At 62.3% G+C, this 14,164-nt stretch carries 17 protein-coding genes; 10 read left to right on the top strand and 7 right to left on the bottom strand.

From position 1 onward, the window contains the following. The first annotated feature begins 61 nt into the window (after positions 1-61). Genes NR193_RS11145 through NR193_RS11135 form a run of 3 tightly spaced genes read left to right on the top strand, consistent with a single transcriptional unit; the run spans position 62 to position 1,779 of the window. Positions 62-727 carry a glutathione S-transferase family protein gene (locus NR193_RS11145; RefSeq protein ID WP_256750892.1) on the top strand — a complete coding sequence of 222 codons (666 nt, stop codon included), beginning with the start codon at positions 62-64 and terminating at the stop codon, positions 725-727. Further along, positions 724-1,131 (top strand): hypothetical protein, encoded by a 408-nt coding sequence (locus tag NR193_RS11140; RefSeq protein ID WP_256750891.1) that lies wholly within the window; start codon positions 724-726, stop codon positions 1,129-1,131. Before NR193_RS11145 ends, NR193_RS11140 begins: the two co-directional genes overlap by 4 nt. Before the next feature lie 3 nt (positions 1,132-1,134). Further along, positions 1,135-1,779, top strand: coding sequence for a Pr6Pr family membrane protein (locus NR193_RS11135; protein ID WP_256750890.1), 645 nt, complete (start codon positions 1,135-1,137; stop codon positions 1,777-1,779). Between the two features lie 41 nt (positions 1,780-1,820). Here the strand turns inward: NR193_RS11135 and NR193_RS11130 are convergent, their stop codons facing one another. After that, complete coding sequence (locus NR193_RS11130; protein WP_256750889.1) at positions 1,821-2,072, bottom strand: DUF1127 domain-containing protein; 252 nt, start codon at positions 2,070-2,072, stop codon at positions 1,821-1,823. Between the two features lie 92 nt (positions 2,073-2,164). Here NR193_RS11130 and NR193_RS11125 point away from each other — a divergent pair, with 92 nt between their 5' ends. The 6 genes from NR193_RS11125 to NR193_RS11100 all read left to right on the top strand — a co-directional run bounded on the left by NR193_RS11125 (position 2,165) and on the right by NR193_RS11100 (position 8,773). After that, positions 2,165-3,583, top strand: a complete 1,419-nt coding sequence (locus NR193_RS11125; RefSeq protein WP_256750888.1) for a PLP-dependent aminotransferase family protein — start codon at positions 2,165-2,167, stop codon at positions 3,581-3,583. Positions 3,584-3,745: 162 nt separating this feature from the next. Next, positions 3,746-5,977: a phosphoribosylformylglycinamidine synthase subunit PurL gene (gene purL / locus NR193_RS11120; RefSeq protein WP_256750887.1), complete on the top strand. Its 2,232-nt coding sequence runs from the start codon at positions 3,746-3,748 to the stop codon at positions 5,975-5,977. Continuing rightward, positions 5,974-6,486, top strand: coding sequence for a hypothetical protein (locus NR193_RS11115; RefSeq protein WP_256750886.1), 513 nt, complete (start codon positions 5,974-5,976; stop codon positions 6,484-6,486). Before purL ends, NR193_RS11115 begins: the two co-directional genes overlap by 4 nt. A gap of 125 nt (positions 6,487-6,611) precedes the next feature. Then, complete coding sequence (locus NR193_RS11110) at positions 6,612-6,845, top strand: BolA/IbaG family iron-sulfur metabolism protein (RefSeq protein WP_010909092.1); 234 nt, start codon at positions 6,612-6,614, stop codon at positions 6,843-6,845. 179 nt (positions 6,846-7,024) lie between these two features. After that, on the top strand, positions 7,025-7,360 hold the full coding sequence (grxD, locus tag NR193_RS11105; RefSeq protein ID WP_013532137.1) for a Grx4 family monothiol glutaredoxin: 336 nt from the start codon (positions 7,025-7,027) through the stop codon (positions 7,358-7,360). 144 nt (positions 7,361-7,504) lie between these two features. Continuing rightward, positions 7,505-8,773 (top strand): multidrug effflux MFS transporter, encoded by a 1,269-nt coding sequence (locus NR193_RS11100; RefSeq protein ID WP_375162698.1) that lies wholly within the window; start codon positions 7,505-7,507, stop codon positions 8,771-8,773. A gap of 55 nt (positions 8,774-8,828) precedes the next feature. Here NR193_RS11100 and NR193_RS11095 read toward each other — a convergent pair whose 3' ends face one another. From NR193_RS11095 to rpsD, 3 genes are all read right to left on the bottom strand, one after another. Further along, positions 8,829-9,656, bottom strand: coding sequence for an inositol monophosphatase family protein (locus tag NR193_RS11095; RefSeq protein ID WP_256750885.1), 828 nt, complete (start codon positions 9,654-9,656; stop codon positions 8,829-8,831). Beyond that, positions 9,646-10,539: a tRNA 2-thiocytidine(32) synthetase TtcA gene (gene ttcA / locus NR193_RS11090; RefSeq protein ID WP_256750884.1), complete on the bottom strand. Its 894-nt coding sequence runs from the start codon at positions 10,537-10,539 to the stop codon at positions 9,646-9,648. The genes NR193_RS11095 and ttcA overlap by 11 nt, the downstream gene beginning before the upstream one ends. 131 nt (positions 10,540-10,670) lie before the next feature. After that, the gene (gene rpsD / locus NR193_RS11085) at positions 10,671-11,288 is read right to left on the bottom strand and encodes a 30S ribosomal protein S4 (protein WP_256750883.1); all 618 of its coding nucleotides are present in this window, start codon (positions 11,286-11,288) and stop codon (positions 10,671-10,673) included. A gap of 379 nt (positions 11,289-11,667) precedes the next feature. Here rpsD and NR193_RS11080 point away from each other — a divergent pair, with 379 nt between their 5' ends. Continuing rightward, on the top strand, positions 11,668-11,874 hold the full coding sequence (locus NR193_RS11080) for a hypothetical protein (protein WP_256750882.1): 207 nt from the start codon (positions 11,668-11,670) through the stop codon (positions 11,872-11,874). 148 nt (positions 11,875-12,022) lie between these two features. Here the strand turns inward: NR193_RS11080 and NR193_RS11075 are convergent, their stop codons facing one another. The 3 genes from NR193_RS11075 to NR193_RS11065 form a co-directional block, all read right to left on the bottom strand. Further along, complete coding sequence (locus NR193_RS11075; RefSeq protein WP_256750881.1) at positions 12,023-12,211, bottom strand: DUF3008 family protein; 189 nt, start codon at positions 12,209-12,211, stop codon at positions 12,023-12,025. Between the two features lie 66 nt (positions 12,212-12,277). Beyond that, positions 12,278-13,078, bottom strand: coding sequence for a glutamate racemase (murI, locus tag NR193_RS11070; RefSeq protein WP_256750880.1), 801 nt, complete (start codon positions 13,076-13,078; stop codon positions 12,278-12,280). After that, on the bottom strand, positions 13,071-13,991 hold the full coding sequence (locus NR193_RS11065; protein ID WP_256750879.1) for an RNA methyltransferase: 921 nt from the start codon (positions 13,989-13,991) through the stop codon (positions 13,071-13,073). Before NR193_RS11065 ends, murI begins: the two co-directional genes overlap by 8 nt. Positions 13,992-14,164: the final 173 nt, after the last annotated feature.

Below are 14,164 nucleotides of genomic sequence, written 5' to 3'. Positions count from 1 at the left end.
CAGCCGGACATTCCAGCTCATTTTGTTGGGCAAGTCCGCTTCATTGGGGAGAGAGACGGTCATGAAACTCTATTCGCGGCCGTTGTCGCCCTATTCGTCGATCGTGCGGGCTCTGGCCTACATCAAGGACGTTCCGCTCAAGATCATCGCGCCGCCGCCCGGTTTTCCGATCCCGGAAGAGTTTCGCGCCATTTCACCGCTGAACCGGATTCCGGTGCTGATCACCGGTTCGGGCGAAACGATCCTCGAATCGGTGGTCATCGCCGAGTATCTCGAGGAGCGGTTTCCGGAACCCGCGCTGCTGCCGCCAGATTCCAAGGATCGCGCGCTGGTGCGCATGTTTGCCCGTATCACCGACCTCGACGTGCTGGCCCCGACGATGAAGCTTTTCGAGCTTCATTTCGTGCAGAAGCGAAACAATACCGAGATCGAAGCCCAGTTCGCCCGCCTGCACCACGGGCTGGCGGCGATCGAGACGCGCATGGCGCAAGGCCCCTTCGCGCTCGGCAACGACATCAGCTTCGCCGATGCCTGGCTGACGCCGACGCGGTTCATCTTCAACAATTTCCGGGCGATGACGGGCCGCCACGACCTGCTCGACGCCTATCCCAAATTCGATGCTTACGAACAAATCGCCCTGCAACACCCGGCATTGTCGCAGGTGTGGGGCGAGATGACCGACGGCTTGAAGATCTTTCTGTCCGAACTCGAGATGGGTGCCGCTTGATCAAGAGCAAGACGATCGCCTTCGTCGCCGCGGCGGGCTTTGCCCTGGCATCCTGCCAATCGACCCCAAAAAGCGCGCCTGTTCCCTCGGGCAAAAGTGCATCGTTGCTGGCCATGGAACAAGTGGCGATATCAGCCCATAAATGCTGGATCGCCAGCAAGGACCCAGCCTTCAAGCAATACCAGATGGCCAACGAATTGAACTCGTTCAGCGGCACGCCGCGTTTCCTGCTGGTGCCCGCCAAGCACTATGGTGGCAAACCATTGCTGGTCGTGCAGGCGCAAGGCAATTCAAGCCGCGTCGACGCGTTCGGACCGCTGATGAACGACCCGCTCGGCGCGCGCATCGGCTCGGACATCGCGCGCTGGCAAGCCGGCAACCCGGCCTGCGCGGCAACAGCATAGTCGATGGGCCGCTTTCTGCAGATCGCGGGTCTGGCCATAGGCCTGGCCGGGCTCGTCCTGCAGTTCTGCATCACCATTCCAGCATCGATGGAAGCCGGCCGCAGCCTGCTCGGCTCGATCGTCTTCCTGTTCAGCTTCTTCACCATCCTGACCAACATCGGCGCGGTCCTGGTGCACACGTCGCTGTTGTCGCCCACCGGCTATGCCTGGCTGCCGGCCTTCGCCGGGCCACGCATGCGGGCGGGTGTCGCGGTTTCGATTGCTTTGGTCTTCATCGTCTATGCGACGGTTCTGGCACAGCTCTGGCAGCCGCAGGGGCTGTTCCTGCTCTGCGATGTGCTACTGCATTATGTGACGCCGGTGCTGTTCGTTCTGTGGTGGCTGACATCAGGCGCCGACGGCAGGACACGTTGGAGCGACATCTCCTGGTGGATGCTCTATCCCGTGGCCTATCTGGTCTATGCGCTGGCGCGGGCGCCGCTTGCCGGCGAGGTGCCCTACCCCTTCCTCGATGTCGCCAAGAACGGCCCAGCCAGCGTCGCCATCTCGGCGCTTGCCATCACCGGACTTTTTCTCGTGCTGTGCATCATCGCAGTCCTCGCGGACCGCAGCGTTTCACGCCTGCGGGCACCGGGCAGCAATCGTTAGTTTTCGCTCTTGGCGATGGTCTTTTTGAAACACGTTCGCGCTTAGTCCCAGAAAGGCTTGAGCCCCTCGTGATGGGCATCGCAGCGCGAGATGCCGATATCCTTGAGCTGATCGTCGGTCATTTCTAGCAATGCCAGCCGGCTGCGCCGGCGCTCCAGCAGATTGTCGATCCATCTCGCCAGCGACCCGACCAAGCGCATCAGACGGCTGACAAAGCCGCGACGGCCCGACGGGCGTGCCGGTTGACATGGTAACTCGGCCCTCGAATGAGGGATTGTCGCGATTGTATTCATTTTCTTTGCACCAGAGCTCTTAATTGTACCCTTTTTTCATGCCGCTGATATGTATTGACTCATATTTCGGTGCAATATAGAAAATTGTCACCATGACAAATTGGCTTCCAGATCTCACCGCTGGCTCCGGCCCGCTGTATCAACGCCTGGCGGATTCCATTGAAACCGACATCGACCGGGGCGTTATCGATGCCGGCGCAAAATTGCCGCCGCAGCGCGATCTCGCCTACGACATCGGCACCACCGTCGGCACGGTCGGGCGGGCCTATCAATTGCTGCGCGAGCGCGGACTGGTGAGCGGCGAAGTCGGGCGTGGGACCTATGTGCTCGGCCAGCGCGCTGGGGGTGTGACGCCGGACTCACTGGCTCCCGACGTCAACGCCGAGGGCACGCGTTACATCGATGCGCCCAGAGACAAGCTGCGGTTCGACAGCACGGCAGCGCCAGATATCGGCCAGGGCACTGATGTCGCCGATGTCCTGTCGCGCACGGCACAGGATCATCCGCATGAGATTTCGAGCTACACGCGGGATTTTCCAGACCGCTGGTACGAAGCCGGCGCCCGCTGGTTATCGCGAAACTCCTTCCGCCCAACCGCCGACACCATCGTTCCGACGCTCGGCACCCATGCCGCTGTGATGGCGGCGATCGCAGCGCTGACCACACCCGGCGATTATGTTGCTTTCGAGCACCTCACCTATTCGCAGATATCGCGTAGTGCCGGGCTGATCGGCCGGCGCACCGCGCTGGTGGCATCGGACGACGAAGGCCTAGACCCGGCCGATTTCGAGCGCGTCTGTGCGCAAAAACATCCCAAAATGATCTTCCTGATGCCGACGGCCAAGAATCCGACGCTGGTGACGCTGTCGGCCGCGCGCCGCGAGGCCATTGCCCGGGTGGCGCGCGAGTACAATGTCATCCTCATCGAAGACGACCTTTACGGCGACCTCACCGATGACCCGACGCCGCTGCTTGCCGAATATGCGCCCGAACGCACCATCGTCGCCGGCGGCCTGTCGAAATCGGTGGCGGCCGGCATTCGCGGTGGTTGGCTCTCTTGCCCACCAGCTTATCGCCATCGCATCCGCGTCGCCCACAAGATGATGACGGGCGGCATGCCCTTCCTGCTGGCGGAGGTGAATGCCCGGCTGGTGCTGTCCGGCCAGGCCGCTGAGATACGCAAGCGCAGCATCGCCGAAATCGGCGCCCGCATCGCGATCGTACGCGAGACTTTGGCCGGATTTGAGTTCAAGGCGCACGACAAGGTGCCTTTTGTCTGGCTCACCCTGCCTGATCCGTGGCTTTCCGGCACATTCAAGAACGCCTGCCTCGAACACGGCGTGCTGCTCGACGACGAGGACGAGTTCAGGGCGGGCCGCTCCGAGCAGGTTTTCCATGGCGTCCGCTTCGGCATTTCGCAGCCAAGACAACGCAAGGATATCGCCGAAGGCGTTGCTGTCATCCGGCGGCTTCTCGACGAGGGCCGCGCCGGCTACGACAGCTTCTCCTGAACTCCGAGGGGCCTCGCACGCGCAGGATCGCCGCTGCCGAGGATTGCCCGGTGGCTTTGTCCGGCTTTCCTGCGTTTTTCGTCAATCCATGGGTGTATTGGCCTCAAAGCTTGCGATAAGACGGGACTCAAATCCCAACGCCCCGGATAAAAATCGCCACCCATGACCATTTCCAATTCCGTGCCGATCACCCCCGAGCTCATCGCCGCGCACGGGCTGAAGCCCGACGAATATCAGCGCATCCTCGACCTTGTCGGCCGCGAGCCGAGCTTCACCGAACTCGGCATCTTCTCGGCGATGTGGAATGAGCATTGCTCATACAAATCCTCGAAGAAGTGGCTGCGTACCTTGCCGACCACAGGCCCACAGGTCATCCAGGGTCCGGGCGAGAATGCCGGCGTGGTCGACATCGGAGACGGCGACTGCGTCGTCTTCAAGATGGAGAGCCACAATCACCCGTCCTACATCGAGCCCTACCAGGGTGCGGCGACCGGCGTCGGCGGCATATTGCGCGACGTCTTTACCATGGGCGCGCGGCCGATCGCGGCGATGAATGCGCTGCGCTTTGGCGCGCCTGACCATCCCAAGACCAGGCACCTCGTCTCAGGCGTGGTTTCCGGCGTCGGCGGCTACGGCAACGCCTTCGGCGTGCCGACGGTCGGCGGCGAGGTCAATTTCGACGCCCGCTACAACGGCAACATCCTGGTCAATGCTTTTGCCGCGGGCCTTGCCAAGACCGATGCGATCTTCCTGTCGGAAGCCAAGGGCGTTGGTCTGCCGGTCGTTTATCTCGGCGCCAAGACCGGCCGCGACGGCGTCGGCGGCGCCACCATGGCCTCGGCTGAATTCGACGACAAGATCGACGAGAAGCGCCCCACCGTGCAGGTCGGCGATCCCTTCACCGAAAAATGCCTACTGGAGGCGTGCCTCGAACTGATGGCCTCGGGCGCGGTCATCGCCATCCAGGACATGGGCGCGGCCGGCCTCACCTGCTCGGCGGTCGAAATGGGCGCCAAGGGCGACCTCGGCATCGAGCTCGATCTCGACAAGGTGCCGGTGCGCGAAGAGCGCATGAGTGCCTATGAGATGATGCTGTCGGAAAGCCAGGAGCGCATGCTGATGGTGTTGCGCCCCGAGAAGGAAAAGGAAGCCGAGGCGATCTTCCACAAATGGGGCCTCGACTTCGCCATCGTCGGCAAGACCACCGACGATCTGCGCTTCCGCGTTCTGCACCAGGGCGACGAGGTCGCCAACCTGCCGATCAAGGACCTTGGCGACAAGGCACCCGAATACGACAGGCCCTGGGTCGAGCCCAAGAAGCCGGCGCCGCTTGCCGCCAACGACATTCCGCAGGCCGATGTTGCCGATGCGCTGCTGAAGCTGCTTGGCGGACCCGATCTGTCGTCGCGCCGCTGGGTGTGGGAGCAATACGATACGCTGATCCAGGGCAATTCGCTGCAGCTTCCGGGCGGTGACGCCGGCGTGGTGCGCGTCGATGGCCATGCGACCAAGGCGCTCGCCTTCTCCTCCGACGTGACGCCGCGCTACTGCGAAGCCGATCCCTATGAGGGCGGCAAGCAGGCGGTGGCCGAATGCTGGCGCAACCTGACCGCGACGGGCGCCTTGCCGCTCGCCGCCACCGACAACCTCAATTTCGGCAATCCGGAACGGCCCGAGATCATGGGTCAACTGGTCGGCGCGGTGAAAGGCATTGGCGACGCCTGCCGTGCGCTCGGCTTCCCGATCGTTTCCGGCAATGTCTCGCTCTACAACGAAACCAACGGCCAGGGCATCCTGCCGACACCGACGATCGGCGGCGTCGGCCTGATCGCCGACTGGTCGAAGATGGTGCGCACCGGCTTCGCCGCCGAAGGGCAGATGATCCTGCTGGTCGGCGCTCCCGCCTCATGGGGTACGCATCTCGGCCAGTCGGTCTATATGCGCGATATCCACAGCCGTACGGATGGCCCGCCGCCGCCGGTCGATCTCGAGCATGAAAAGCGCGTCGGCGACCATGTGCGGGCCTTGATTGCGTCCGGCATCGTCACGTCGGCGCATGACGTTTCCGACGGCGGCATCGCGGTGGCTCTGGCCGAAATGGCGATGGCGTCCGGCATCGGCGCGACTGTCCCCGGGCTTGTCGGCACCGATCCGATCCCGGTCTGGTTCGGCGAGGATCAGGGCCGCTATCTGCTGACGCTGTCGATCGACCCGCATGGCGACGAATGGGATGCCATCCGCAAGCAGCAAAGCGAGCTCGGCATTTTCGCGCCGTGGATCGGCTCGACCGGCGGCAACGCACTGAAACTCGGCGAGGCGCGAGCGATCCCGGTCAGCGAACTGAGCGCCGTCCACGAAGGCTGGTTCCCCCGTTTCATGGATCAGGCCAGTTGACCAGACTGACTGCCCGGGCGCTGCTTGCAGTCGTTTTCTGGCCGTCGCTGTTCTTCTTCTGGTTCCTCGGGCCGTTCGTCTTTTTCCTGCTGTCGACGACCTCGAGCGAGGTTTGCGCCCGGCTGGAAACGCGTGAGGAGTTCCTTGCCGCAGCCAACGGCACCATTCCGATGTTGGCCTTGCAGAACGTCATCTATGCGGTTCCGATCTTGTGCCTGGTCCTATGGGACCGCCTTTCACCAGATCCGGCGCGGGCAAGGCATATTGTCACCTGCATCAAGCTTTTTGCGGTTGCGGCGGTCATAGGGGGACTGTGGGAGTACGGCTCCTCGCTTGTCTGCGACGGCTATGGCCGGGCGTTCTTCTCGCCGCTCTGGCAGATGACCAGCTATCTCCCCATCGTCAGCTTGGTCATCAACGTTCCGCTCTATGTGCTGGCCTTCAGTCTCGGCCGCGCTTTCTCGACGCGCGAGGATGTTGCCGAGGACGAAGCAAGCCCGCCGGCCTAGGCCCGTTCTGAAGCCGTCTTGCCCGTGGCAGGACGGAACAGCTTCAATCCGGACCGGAAAGGCTCTAGGCTCTGGCGAGTCACATCGCATGGCCGGTTGCCGGCCGCTCGAAACAGGATTTTGCCATGGCAATGGATGCCCACGACATCGAAAAACTGATCAAGGACGGCATTCCGGACGCCAAGGTGACGATCCGCGATCTGGCCGGTGACGGCGACCACTACGCTGCCGAGGTGGTGGCCGAGAGCTTTCGCGGCAAGAGCCGCGTCCAGCAGCACCAGATGGTCTATGACGCTTTGAAGGGCAATATGGGCGGCGTGCTGCACGCACTGGCGCTCCAGACCAGCGTTCCCGATTAAGGCATTCCAGCCGGCACGCAGAGGCGGCCAGGAAGCGCCTCAAGCCGCTTGGCCCAAGACGGCCCATCCTTTGCGCCATTTCAGCCACGGTACGGCTAACGTCTTGTTTCGGGCAATCGATGGGTTTATTTGAAGGACATGCTTCGAGCCTGACTCCCACAGGCGTGAAAGGATCGTCCATGAGCGGTATCAACGACTACATCGACAATGAAGTGAAGGGCAACGACGTCGTCCTTTTCATGAAGGGCACACCCGGTTTCCCGCAGTGCGGATTTTCCGGCCAGGTCGTGCAGATTCTCGACTATATCGGCGCCGACTATAAGGGCGTGAACGTCCTGGACTCCGCCGAACTGCGCCAGGGCATCAAGGAATATTCCAACTGGCCGACGATCCCGCAGCTCTACGTCAAGGGTGAATTCGTCGGCGGCTGCGATATCGTCCGCGAAATGTTCCAGGCCGGCGAGTTGCAGACATTCCTGGTCGAAAAGGGCGTCAGCGTCAAAGGCGCCGCCTGATTTCGGTTGTGCATGCCCTTATCGACATGCACTGAACACCGGGGCAGCCCCACCCCGGCAATTTTATGTCCCTGACGTCGGGACCAAGACGAGCCAATGCGCCGGCCCGCCGGCGCGTTTTCGTTTTTAGAGATCGGACTTGCCGTGGACCAGCAATCAACAGCGTCGCAGTCGGCAAGCAAATTGCCCATTCCGCGCTGGGAGTTCATTGCGCTGTGCGCGGCGCTGATGGCGCTGAACTCGCTGGCCATCGACATCATGCTGCCGGCCCTGCAGCAGATCGGCGCCTCGCTCGGCGTCGAGAATGAAAACCATCGGCAGTATGTGGTCACCGCCTATATTCTCGGTTTCGGCGGCGGCCAGCTGTTCTTTGGGCCGGTGTCGGACCGTTTCGGCCGTCGCGCGCCGCTGGTCGCCGGTCTGATCATCTACGTGGCGGCGGCGGCCGCGGCCGCCATTGCACCAAGCTTTGAAACACTTCTGTTGTGCCGTGCCGTGCAAGGCTTGGGTGCGGCCGCGACCCGCGTCATCGCCGTCTCGATCGTGCGCGATACGTTCGACGGCCGGCGCATGGCCGAGGTGATGTCGCTGATCTTCATGGTGTTCATGGCCATCCCGGTCATTGCTCCCGGCATTGGCCAGTTCATTATGCTGTTCGCGACCTGGCACTGGATCTTCGTCACCATGGCCGTCGGCGCCCTGATCGTCTCGGCGTGGTCGCTGCTGCGCCTGCCGGAAACGCTGCATCCGGAATATCGCCGGCCGCTGACTGTCAACGCCATCGTCGGTGGTTTCCGCATCGTGCTCACCAACCGCATCGCGATCTGCTATGCCTTCGCCAGCACATTCATTTTCGCCGCCATGTTCGGCTTCATCGCCTCGGCGCAGCAGATTTATGTCGACATATTCAATGTCGGCGAGATGTTTCCGGTCATCTTCGCCGGGGTCGCCGGCGTGCTCGCCTTCTCCAATTTTCTGAACTCACGCCTTGTCGGCCGTATCGGCATGCGTCGCCTGTCGCAAAGCGCACTGCTGCTGTTTCTGGTCATCAGCCTTGTCTGGCTGGTTGTTTCGCTGGAAATGAGGATGCCGCTCTGGCTTTTCGTCACCTTTTTCGCCTGCGCCATGCTTCCGTTCGGCGCGCTCGGCGCCAACTTCAACGCGCTGGCGATGGAGCCGCTCGGCCAACTGGCCGGCACGGCGTCGTCCATCCTGGGTTTCATGCAGACTTTTCTCGGCGGCATTCTCGGCACGCTGATCGGCCAGGCCTTCAACGGCACGGTGACACCGCTGGCCGCCGGCTTCTGCAGCGTCTCTGTCGCGGCACTGCTGATGATTCTCATCGCCGAGCGGGGCAAGATGTTCCAGCCGCAGAACGCACCCGTTTCAGGGCACATCACCGACCTGCACTAGATTATTGTTTTTCGGCATACGGCCGGCGATGTAAGCGCCGGCGCAGGAACTGATTCTACTGCGCCCAGAGTTCGCGGCGCAGGTCTTGCCAGCTTTGCCTGTCGGGTGCGACCAGCAGACCACCGCCCACATGCGACGGCAGATAGGCGCTGCCGTCGAAGCGCGCCGCGTAGCCGCCGGCCTCGGCATGGATCAGCACGCCGGCCAGATGATCCCACGGCATCAGCTTGTTGTAGACGACGAAGTGGGCATGGCCGCTGGCCAGCAAACGATATTCGTGCGCCGCGCAGCGGTAGGCGAATTGCGACAGGATTTTTGTCTGGTTGCGCGCCAGCCGCGATCGCTCCGGCTCCGGCATGTACTGCCAGGAGACGGAGCCGGTCATTTCATAGATCGGTGCGGGTGCCGCGACATGGACTTTCTCCAGGCTGCCATGCGCATGCCTGATATGGCTGCCGGCGCCCCTGGCACCGATCAGCCAGTCCTTGCCGACCGGATCATGGATGATGCCGGCAACGGTCTCGCCCTTGACCACGACGGCCAGCATGACACCGAAAAGCGGCACGCCCGAAGCGAAGTTGAAGGTGCCATCCACCGGATCAACGACGAAAGCCAGATCGGCATCGCCCAGGCCGTCGAGCAGCGCCGGATTGTCGGAACAGGCTTCCTCACCGACGACCATCGCCGAGGGATAGCGCTCGCGCAGCCTGGCGGTGATGAGCCGCTCGGCATTGACGTCGGCCTCCGTCACCAGGTCGGCGGCGGATGTCTTCTGCCTGATATCGCCGTCGCCCAGCCGGCGAAAGCGCGGCATGATCTCGGTCTGGGCTGCCTCTGCCAGAATGCCGGCCAGCCAGTCGATCGCGGTGTCGTCAAATATCATCGGAAATGTCTTGCCTGGTGGTGAGGGTCTCATTGAGCGCTGCGAAATCGAACAGTCTTCTGTCGAGCAGATGCGATGGCCTGCTGTTGGACAGCGCGCGCAGCATCGTATCCTTGCGGCCGGGCATGCGCTTTTCGATATCCTCGAGCATCGCCTTCATGGCGTTGCGCTGCAGACCTTCCTGGCTGCCACAGAGGTCGCAAGGGATGATCGGGAACCGCATCGCCGCGGCGAATTTTTCGAGGTCGGTTTCGGCGCAGTAGCTCAGTGGCCGCAGCACCATGACGTCGCCCTCGTCGTTGAGCAGCTTTGGTGGCATGGCGGCGAGACGGCCGCCATGGAACAGATTCATGAAGAAGGTTTCGAGAATGTCCTCGCGATGGTGGCCGAGCACCAGCGCCGAGCATCCTTCCTCGCGCGCGATGCGATAAAGATGGCCGCGCCGGAGCCGCGAACACAGCGAACAATAGGTGCTGCCCTCGGGCAGCTTGTCGGTGACGACGGAATAGGTGTCCTGATATTCGATGCGATGCGGGATGGCGTATCTATCGAGATAGTCGGGCAGGATGTGTTTGGGGAAATTCGGCTGGCCCTGGTCGAGATTGCAGGCCAACAAGTCGACCGGCAGCAGCCCGCGCCATTTGAGGTCCAGCAGCACGGCAAGCAGCCCGTAGGAATCCTTGCCACCCGACAGCGCGACCAGCCAACGCTGCCCCGGCTTGACCATCGCGAAATCCTCGATCGCCTGGCGCGTAAGCCGCAGCAGCCGCTTGCGCAATTTGTTGAATTCGACAGAGGACGGCACATCGGCGAACAGCGGATGAAAGCCACCTTCGATTTCGGTTCCTGATTCAAGCGATTCGGCGTCTGGCAGCATGTTCATGGCGTCAGTTCCAAAATCCTCGGGCGACGAATGTCCGGCACGTCGCTGCGCCCGGAATTAGCGGACATGGCAGACAAAGAAAAGGCCGCCTCGAAGGGCGGCCTTTTCTTGGTGTCGTAAAATGCGTTCGATCAACGCGAATAGAATTCGACGACCAGGTTCGGTTCCATCTGCACGGCGAACGGAACGTCGGCCAGGCCAGGGATGCGCGCGAAGGTCGCGACCATCTTGTTGTGGTCGGCGTCAATGTAGTCCGGCACGTCGCGCTCGGCGAGGCCGACTGCCTCCAGCACGATCACCAGCTGCTTCGACTTCTCGCGTACTTCGACGACATCGCCCGGCTTGCAGCGGTACGAGCCGATGTTGACGCGCTTGCCGTTGACGTTGACGTGGCCGTGGTTGACGAACTGACGGGCGGCGAAAATGGTCGGCACGAACTTGGCGCGGTAGACGACCGCGTCGAGACGCGATTCGAGCAGGCCGATCAGGTTCTCCGAGGTGTCGCCCTTGCGGCGATCGGCCTCTTCATAAACCTTGCGGAACTGCTTTTCCGAGACGTCGCCATAGTGGCCCTTCAGCTTCTGCTTGGCGCGCAGCTGCAGGCCGAAATCGGAAAGCTTGCCCTTGCGGCGCTGGCCATGCTGGCCGGGGCCGTATTCACGCTTGTTGACCGGGGACTTCGGGCGGCCCCAGATGTTTTCGCCGAGACGGCGGTCGATCTTGTACTTCGCGGATTCGCGCTTGCTCATCGCATTCCCTTTTCAAAACAACACACCCGGAACCTCATGGTCCGGGTGAAGGAAACGCGCCCTCCTCTGGCCTCCGTTTTCGAGACCTGACAGGGTCTTCCCACGCAACGCGGCGGAAAACCCACGGGACACGTCATTTCAAACAGGATCAGAAACGGATAAGGCTCACTGATCTTGCGTATACAAAACAAACACCGGACATCGCTGCCCGGCGTTGGCGGCTGGTTAAACCGAGTTTTAACCGGTGTCAAGCTTGTGCCTGGCGTTGGGCAAGGCAACGATATAGCGTTTCCCATGTTGATGCAGTGCCGGATGTGGCGGTAGGCGGTTGCGCCAGCGGCATCAGGAAGGGACTGGAGCTAGAGGAGACTGTAGTCGCATGAAGAAGTTCTTCCTTACGTTGGCAGGCGCGGCGGTGTTGGCCGGATCGATGGCGGTTGCACCGGAGCCGGCTGAAGCCAGACATTGGCGAGGACACCGGCATCATCAGGTTTGCCGCGTGGTGGTGAAGAAGAAGGTGGTCTGGCGGCATGGCCACAGACACGTTATCCGCTACAAGGTGCGGCGCTGCTGGGCGCGCTGGTAACTCGTACTCCGGCTTAGACGCCCGACATATCATTCAAAGCCCGCGGTTGTGGCCGCGGGCTTTGATTCTGACCCGTCTTCTCTCTGTCTTCTCTGACCGTGTTCTCGTGGATGACCTGAATATCCACCACGAGGCCCGATCGTCTGTCCTAGTGCTTCGGTTTCTTTTCAGGCAGTCCCTTGCGCTTCGTCTCGGCGAACTCCTCGAGTTGCTTTTCACTCATCGATTCGAACATTTCCCGGGACGCGCCTTTGAGCTCGCTCTTTTTCGTCTCGCCGCGCTTTGCGGAAAGTGCGGCACCGGCGGCCATTTGCTGGGCTTTCGAGGTGGCAGGCATGATCGGTTCTCCCGTTTTTGCTTCAGGAGAAAAACGCAACGGTCGCCCTGATGTTCCCTTCGAGGATCAGGACATCGCCAGCCCGAACCCCTGCATCAGGCGACGGGTCGGGAAATCGGTCCTTTTGGATGTGAAGACAGCAAGGTCGGGGCCTTCCGGCAGCATCTCGCCACGACTGGTCGGATCGATGTCCGCGAGAAGCGAAAGCGCGCGACGCGCAATCGCTTCAGCCGGGTCGAGCCAATCGACCGGCCAGGGCGCCGTCTTGCGCATGCGATTGGCCAGAAAGGGATAGTGCGTGCAGGCGAGCACGACGATATCGGTACGCAACGCATCATGTTCGACGAAGCATGGTGCAATCTCGGCGCGCACCGCCTCTTCGTCGACGAAACCCTCGCGCATGTAGATCTCGGCCAATCCCGCCAGATTGTCGCTGCCGACCAGACGGACGTGGCACTTCTGCGCCCATTTGCTGATCAGGTCCCGCGTATACTGGCGCTTCACCGTGCCGGGCGTCGCCAGCACCGAAACCAGCCCGGAACGCGTGCGTTCCGCCGCCGGCTTGATCGCCGGCACCATGCCGACGAAAGGATGCTCGGGAAATCTCTCGCGTAGCGCATCGATCACCAGCGTCGAGGCGGTGTTGCAGGCGATGACCGAAATGGCCGGCGTAAACCGGTCGAGCAGTTTAGCGAACAGTTCGAGGATGTGCGTTCTCAGCGCCGGCTCTTCCCAGGCGCCATAGGGGAAGGCAGCATCATCAGCGACATAGATGAAGCGGCGGTCGGGCATCAGGACGCGCGCCTCGCGCAGCACAGTGAGCCCGCCAATGCCGGAATCGAACATCAGGATCGGCCGCTCAGTCATTGTCGGTTCCCCTGCCGCCGAGCGGCGGCGTGTCATTGTCGTCGCCATTGGCGTCGGGCACCGGTCGACCCGCTTCCGCCTTGCGGGCGCGCGCGGCTGCCGCGGGCAATCGCCTTGGATCGTCGCCAGGAGACCCGTCACCGCGTGGCATCGCTGGCGAGAACCTGTCCAGCGACGAGATGATGCCGCGCAGCACCTTGAGCTCCGGTTCGGCAAAGCCGGCGCGCGTCAGCACGGCGCGCAGATTGTCGACCATCTTCGGCTTCTTCGGCGCCGGCCGGAAATAACCGCGCGCTTCGAGCGCACCTTCCAGATAGGCGAACAGGCCGTGCAACTCTTCCTTGCTTGCCGGCTTCATGTCTGGGCCGGAGAAATTGGTCTTTGTCTCGTCCTCGAGGCCGGACTTCATCCACTCGTAGGACATCAGCAACGCCGCCTGGGCGATGTTGAGCGAGGAGAAATCAGGATCGACCGGGAAAGTGACGATCTCGTCGGCAAGGCCAACCTCGTCATTGTAGAGGCCGAAGCGCTCGCGGCCGAACAGGATGCCGGTGCGCTGCCCCATACCGTGACGGGCCCGGAGCACCCTGCCCGCTTCCACCGGGCCGCGCACGGATTTGAAGCCGTCGCGCTGCCTGGCGGTGGTGGCGAAAACGAAGTTCAGGTCGGCAAGCGCCGAGGCCAGATCGTCGTAGACCTTCACCGCATCGATGACATGGTCGGCGCGGCTGGCGGCCGCGCGCGCCTTCTCGCTCGGCCAACCGTCGCGTGGGTTGACCAGCCGCAGCTCGACCAAGCCGAAATTGGCCATGGCCCGTGCGACCATGCCGATGTTCTCGCCGAGTTGCGGCTCGACCAGGATGATGGCCGGACCGGCGGCGGGAGTGGTGGTGGTGTCTTCGGTGGCTGGCATGATTGTCAATGAACTGCTGTTTGCGGCATTTCAGCGTCCCCTGCCACATTCGGCCGCGAAAATGAAGCATTCGCAAATGATAGCGGCCACGGCCCCACATTCGTGACCGATCGCCGTTTGCGCGGCCAAAAACGCTTTGATATACGGGCGGGCATCCCCGGCCGAACGCCATG

The sequence above is a fragment of the Mesorhizobium sp. Mes31 genome (assembly GCF_024519675.1).
Taxonomy (GTDB): Bacteria; Pseudomonadota; Alphaproteobacteria; order Rhizobiales; family Rhizobiaceae; genus Mesorhizobium.
Note: the sequence above shows the minus strand (reverse complement) of the source record. Positions and strands in the feature narration are given on the sequence as shown.

Coding starts and splice junctions, on each gene's coding strand:
- NR193_RS11130 (WP_256750889.1), bottom strand. CDS start 2,072: ATGAATACAATCGCGACAATCCCTCATTCGAGGGCCGAGTTACCATGT.
- grxD (WP_013532137.1), top strand. CDS start 7,025: ATGAGCGGTATCAACGACTACATCGACAATGAAGTGAAGGGCAACGAC.
- NR193_RS11075 (WP_256750881.1), bottom strand. CDS start 12,211: ATGCCTGCCACCTCGAAAGCCCAGCAAATGGCCGCCGGTGCCGCACTT.
- NR193_RS11135 (WP_256750890.1), top strand. CDS start 1,135: ATGGGCCGCTTTCTGCAGATCGCGGGTCTGGCCATAGGCCTGGCCGGG.
- NR193_RS11145 (WP_256750892.1), top strand. CDS start 62: ATGAAACTCTATTCGCGGCCGTTGTCGCCCTATTCGTCGATCGTGCGG.
- purL (WP_256750887.1), top strand. CDS start 3,746: ATGACCATTTCCAATTCCGTGCCGATCACCCCCGAGCTCATCGCCGCG.
- NR193_RS11125 (WP_256750888.1), top strand. CDS start 2,165: ATGACAAATTGGCTTCCAGATCTCACCGCTGGCTCCGGCCCGCTGTAT.
- NR193_RS11095 (WP_256750885.1), bottom strand. CDS start 9,656: ATGATATTTGACGACACCGCGATCGACTGGCTGGCCGGCATTCTGGCA.
- NR193_RS11110 (WP_010909092.1), top strand. CDS start 6,612: ATGGCAATGGATGCCCACGACATCGAAAAACTGATCAAGGACGGCATT.
- NR193_RS11080 (WP_256750882.1), top strand. CDS start 11,668: ATGAAGAAGTTCTTCCTTACGTTGGCAGGCGCGGCGGTGTTGGCCGGA.
- murI (WP_256750880.1), bottom strand. CDS start 13,078: ATGACTGAGCGGCCGATCCTGATGTTCGATTCCGGCATTGGCGGGCTC.
- rpsD (WP_256750883.1), bottom strand. CDS start 11,288: ATGAGCAAGCGCGAATCCGCGAAGTACAAGATCGACCGCCGTCTCGGC.
- ttcA (WP_256750884.1), bottom strand. CDS start 10,539: ATGAACATGCTGCCAGACGCCGAATCGCTTGAATCAGGAACCGAAATC.
- NR193_RS11065 (WP_256750879.1), bottom strand. CDS start 13,991: ATGCCAGCCACCGAAGACACCACCACCACTCCCGCCGCCGGTCCGGCC.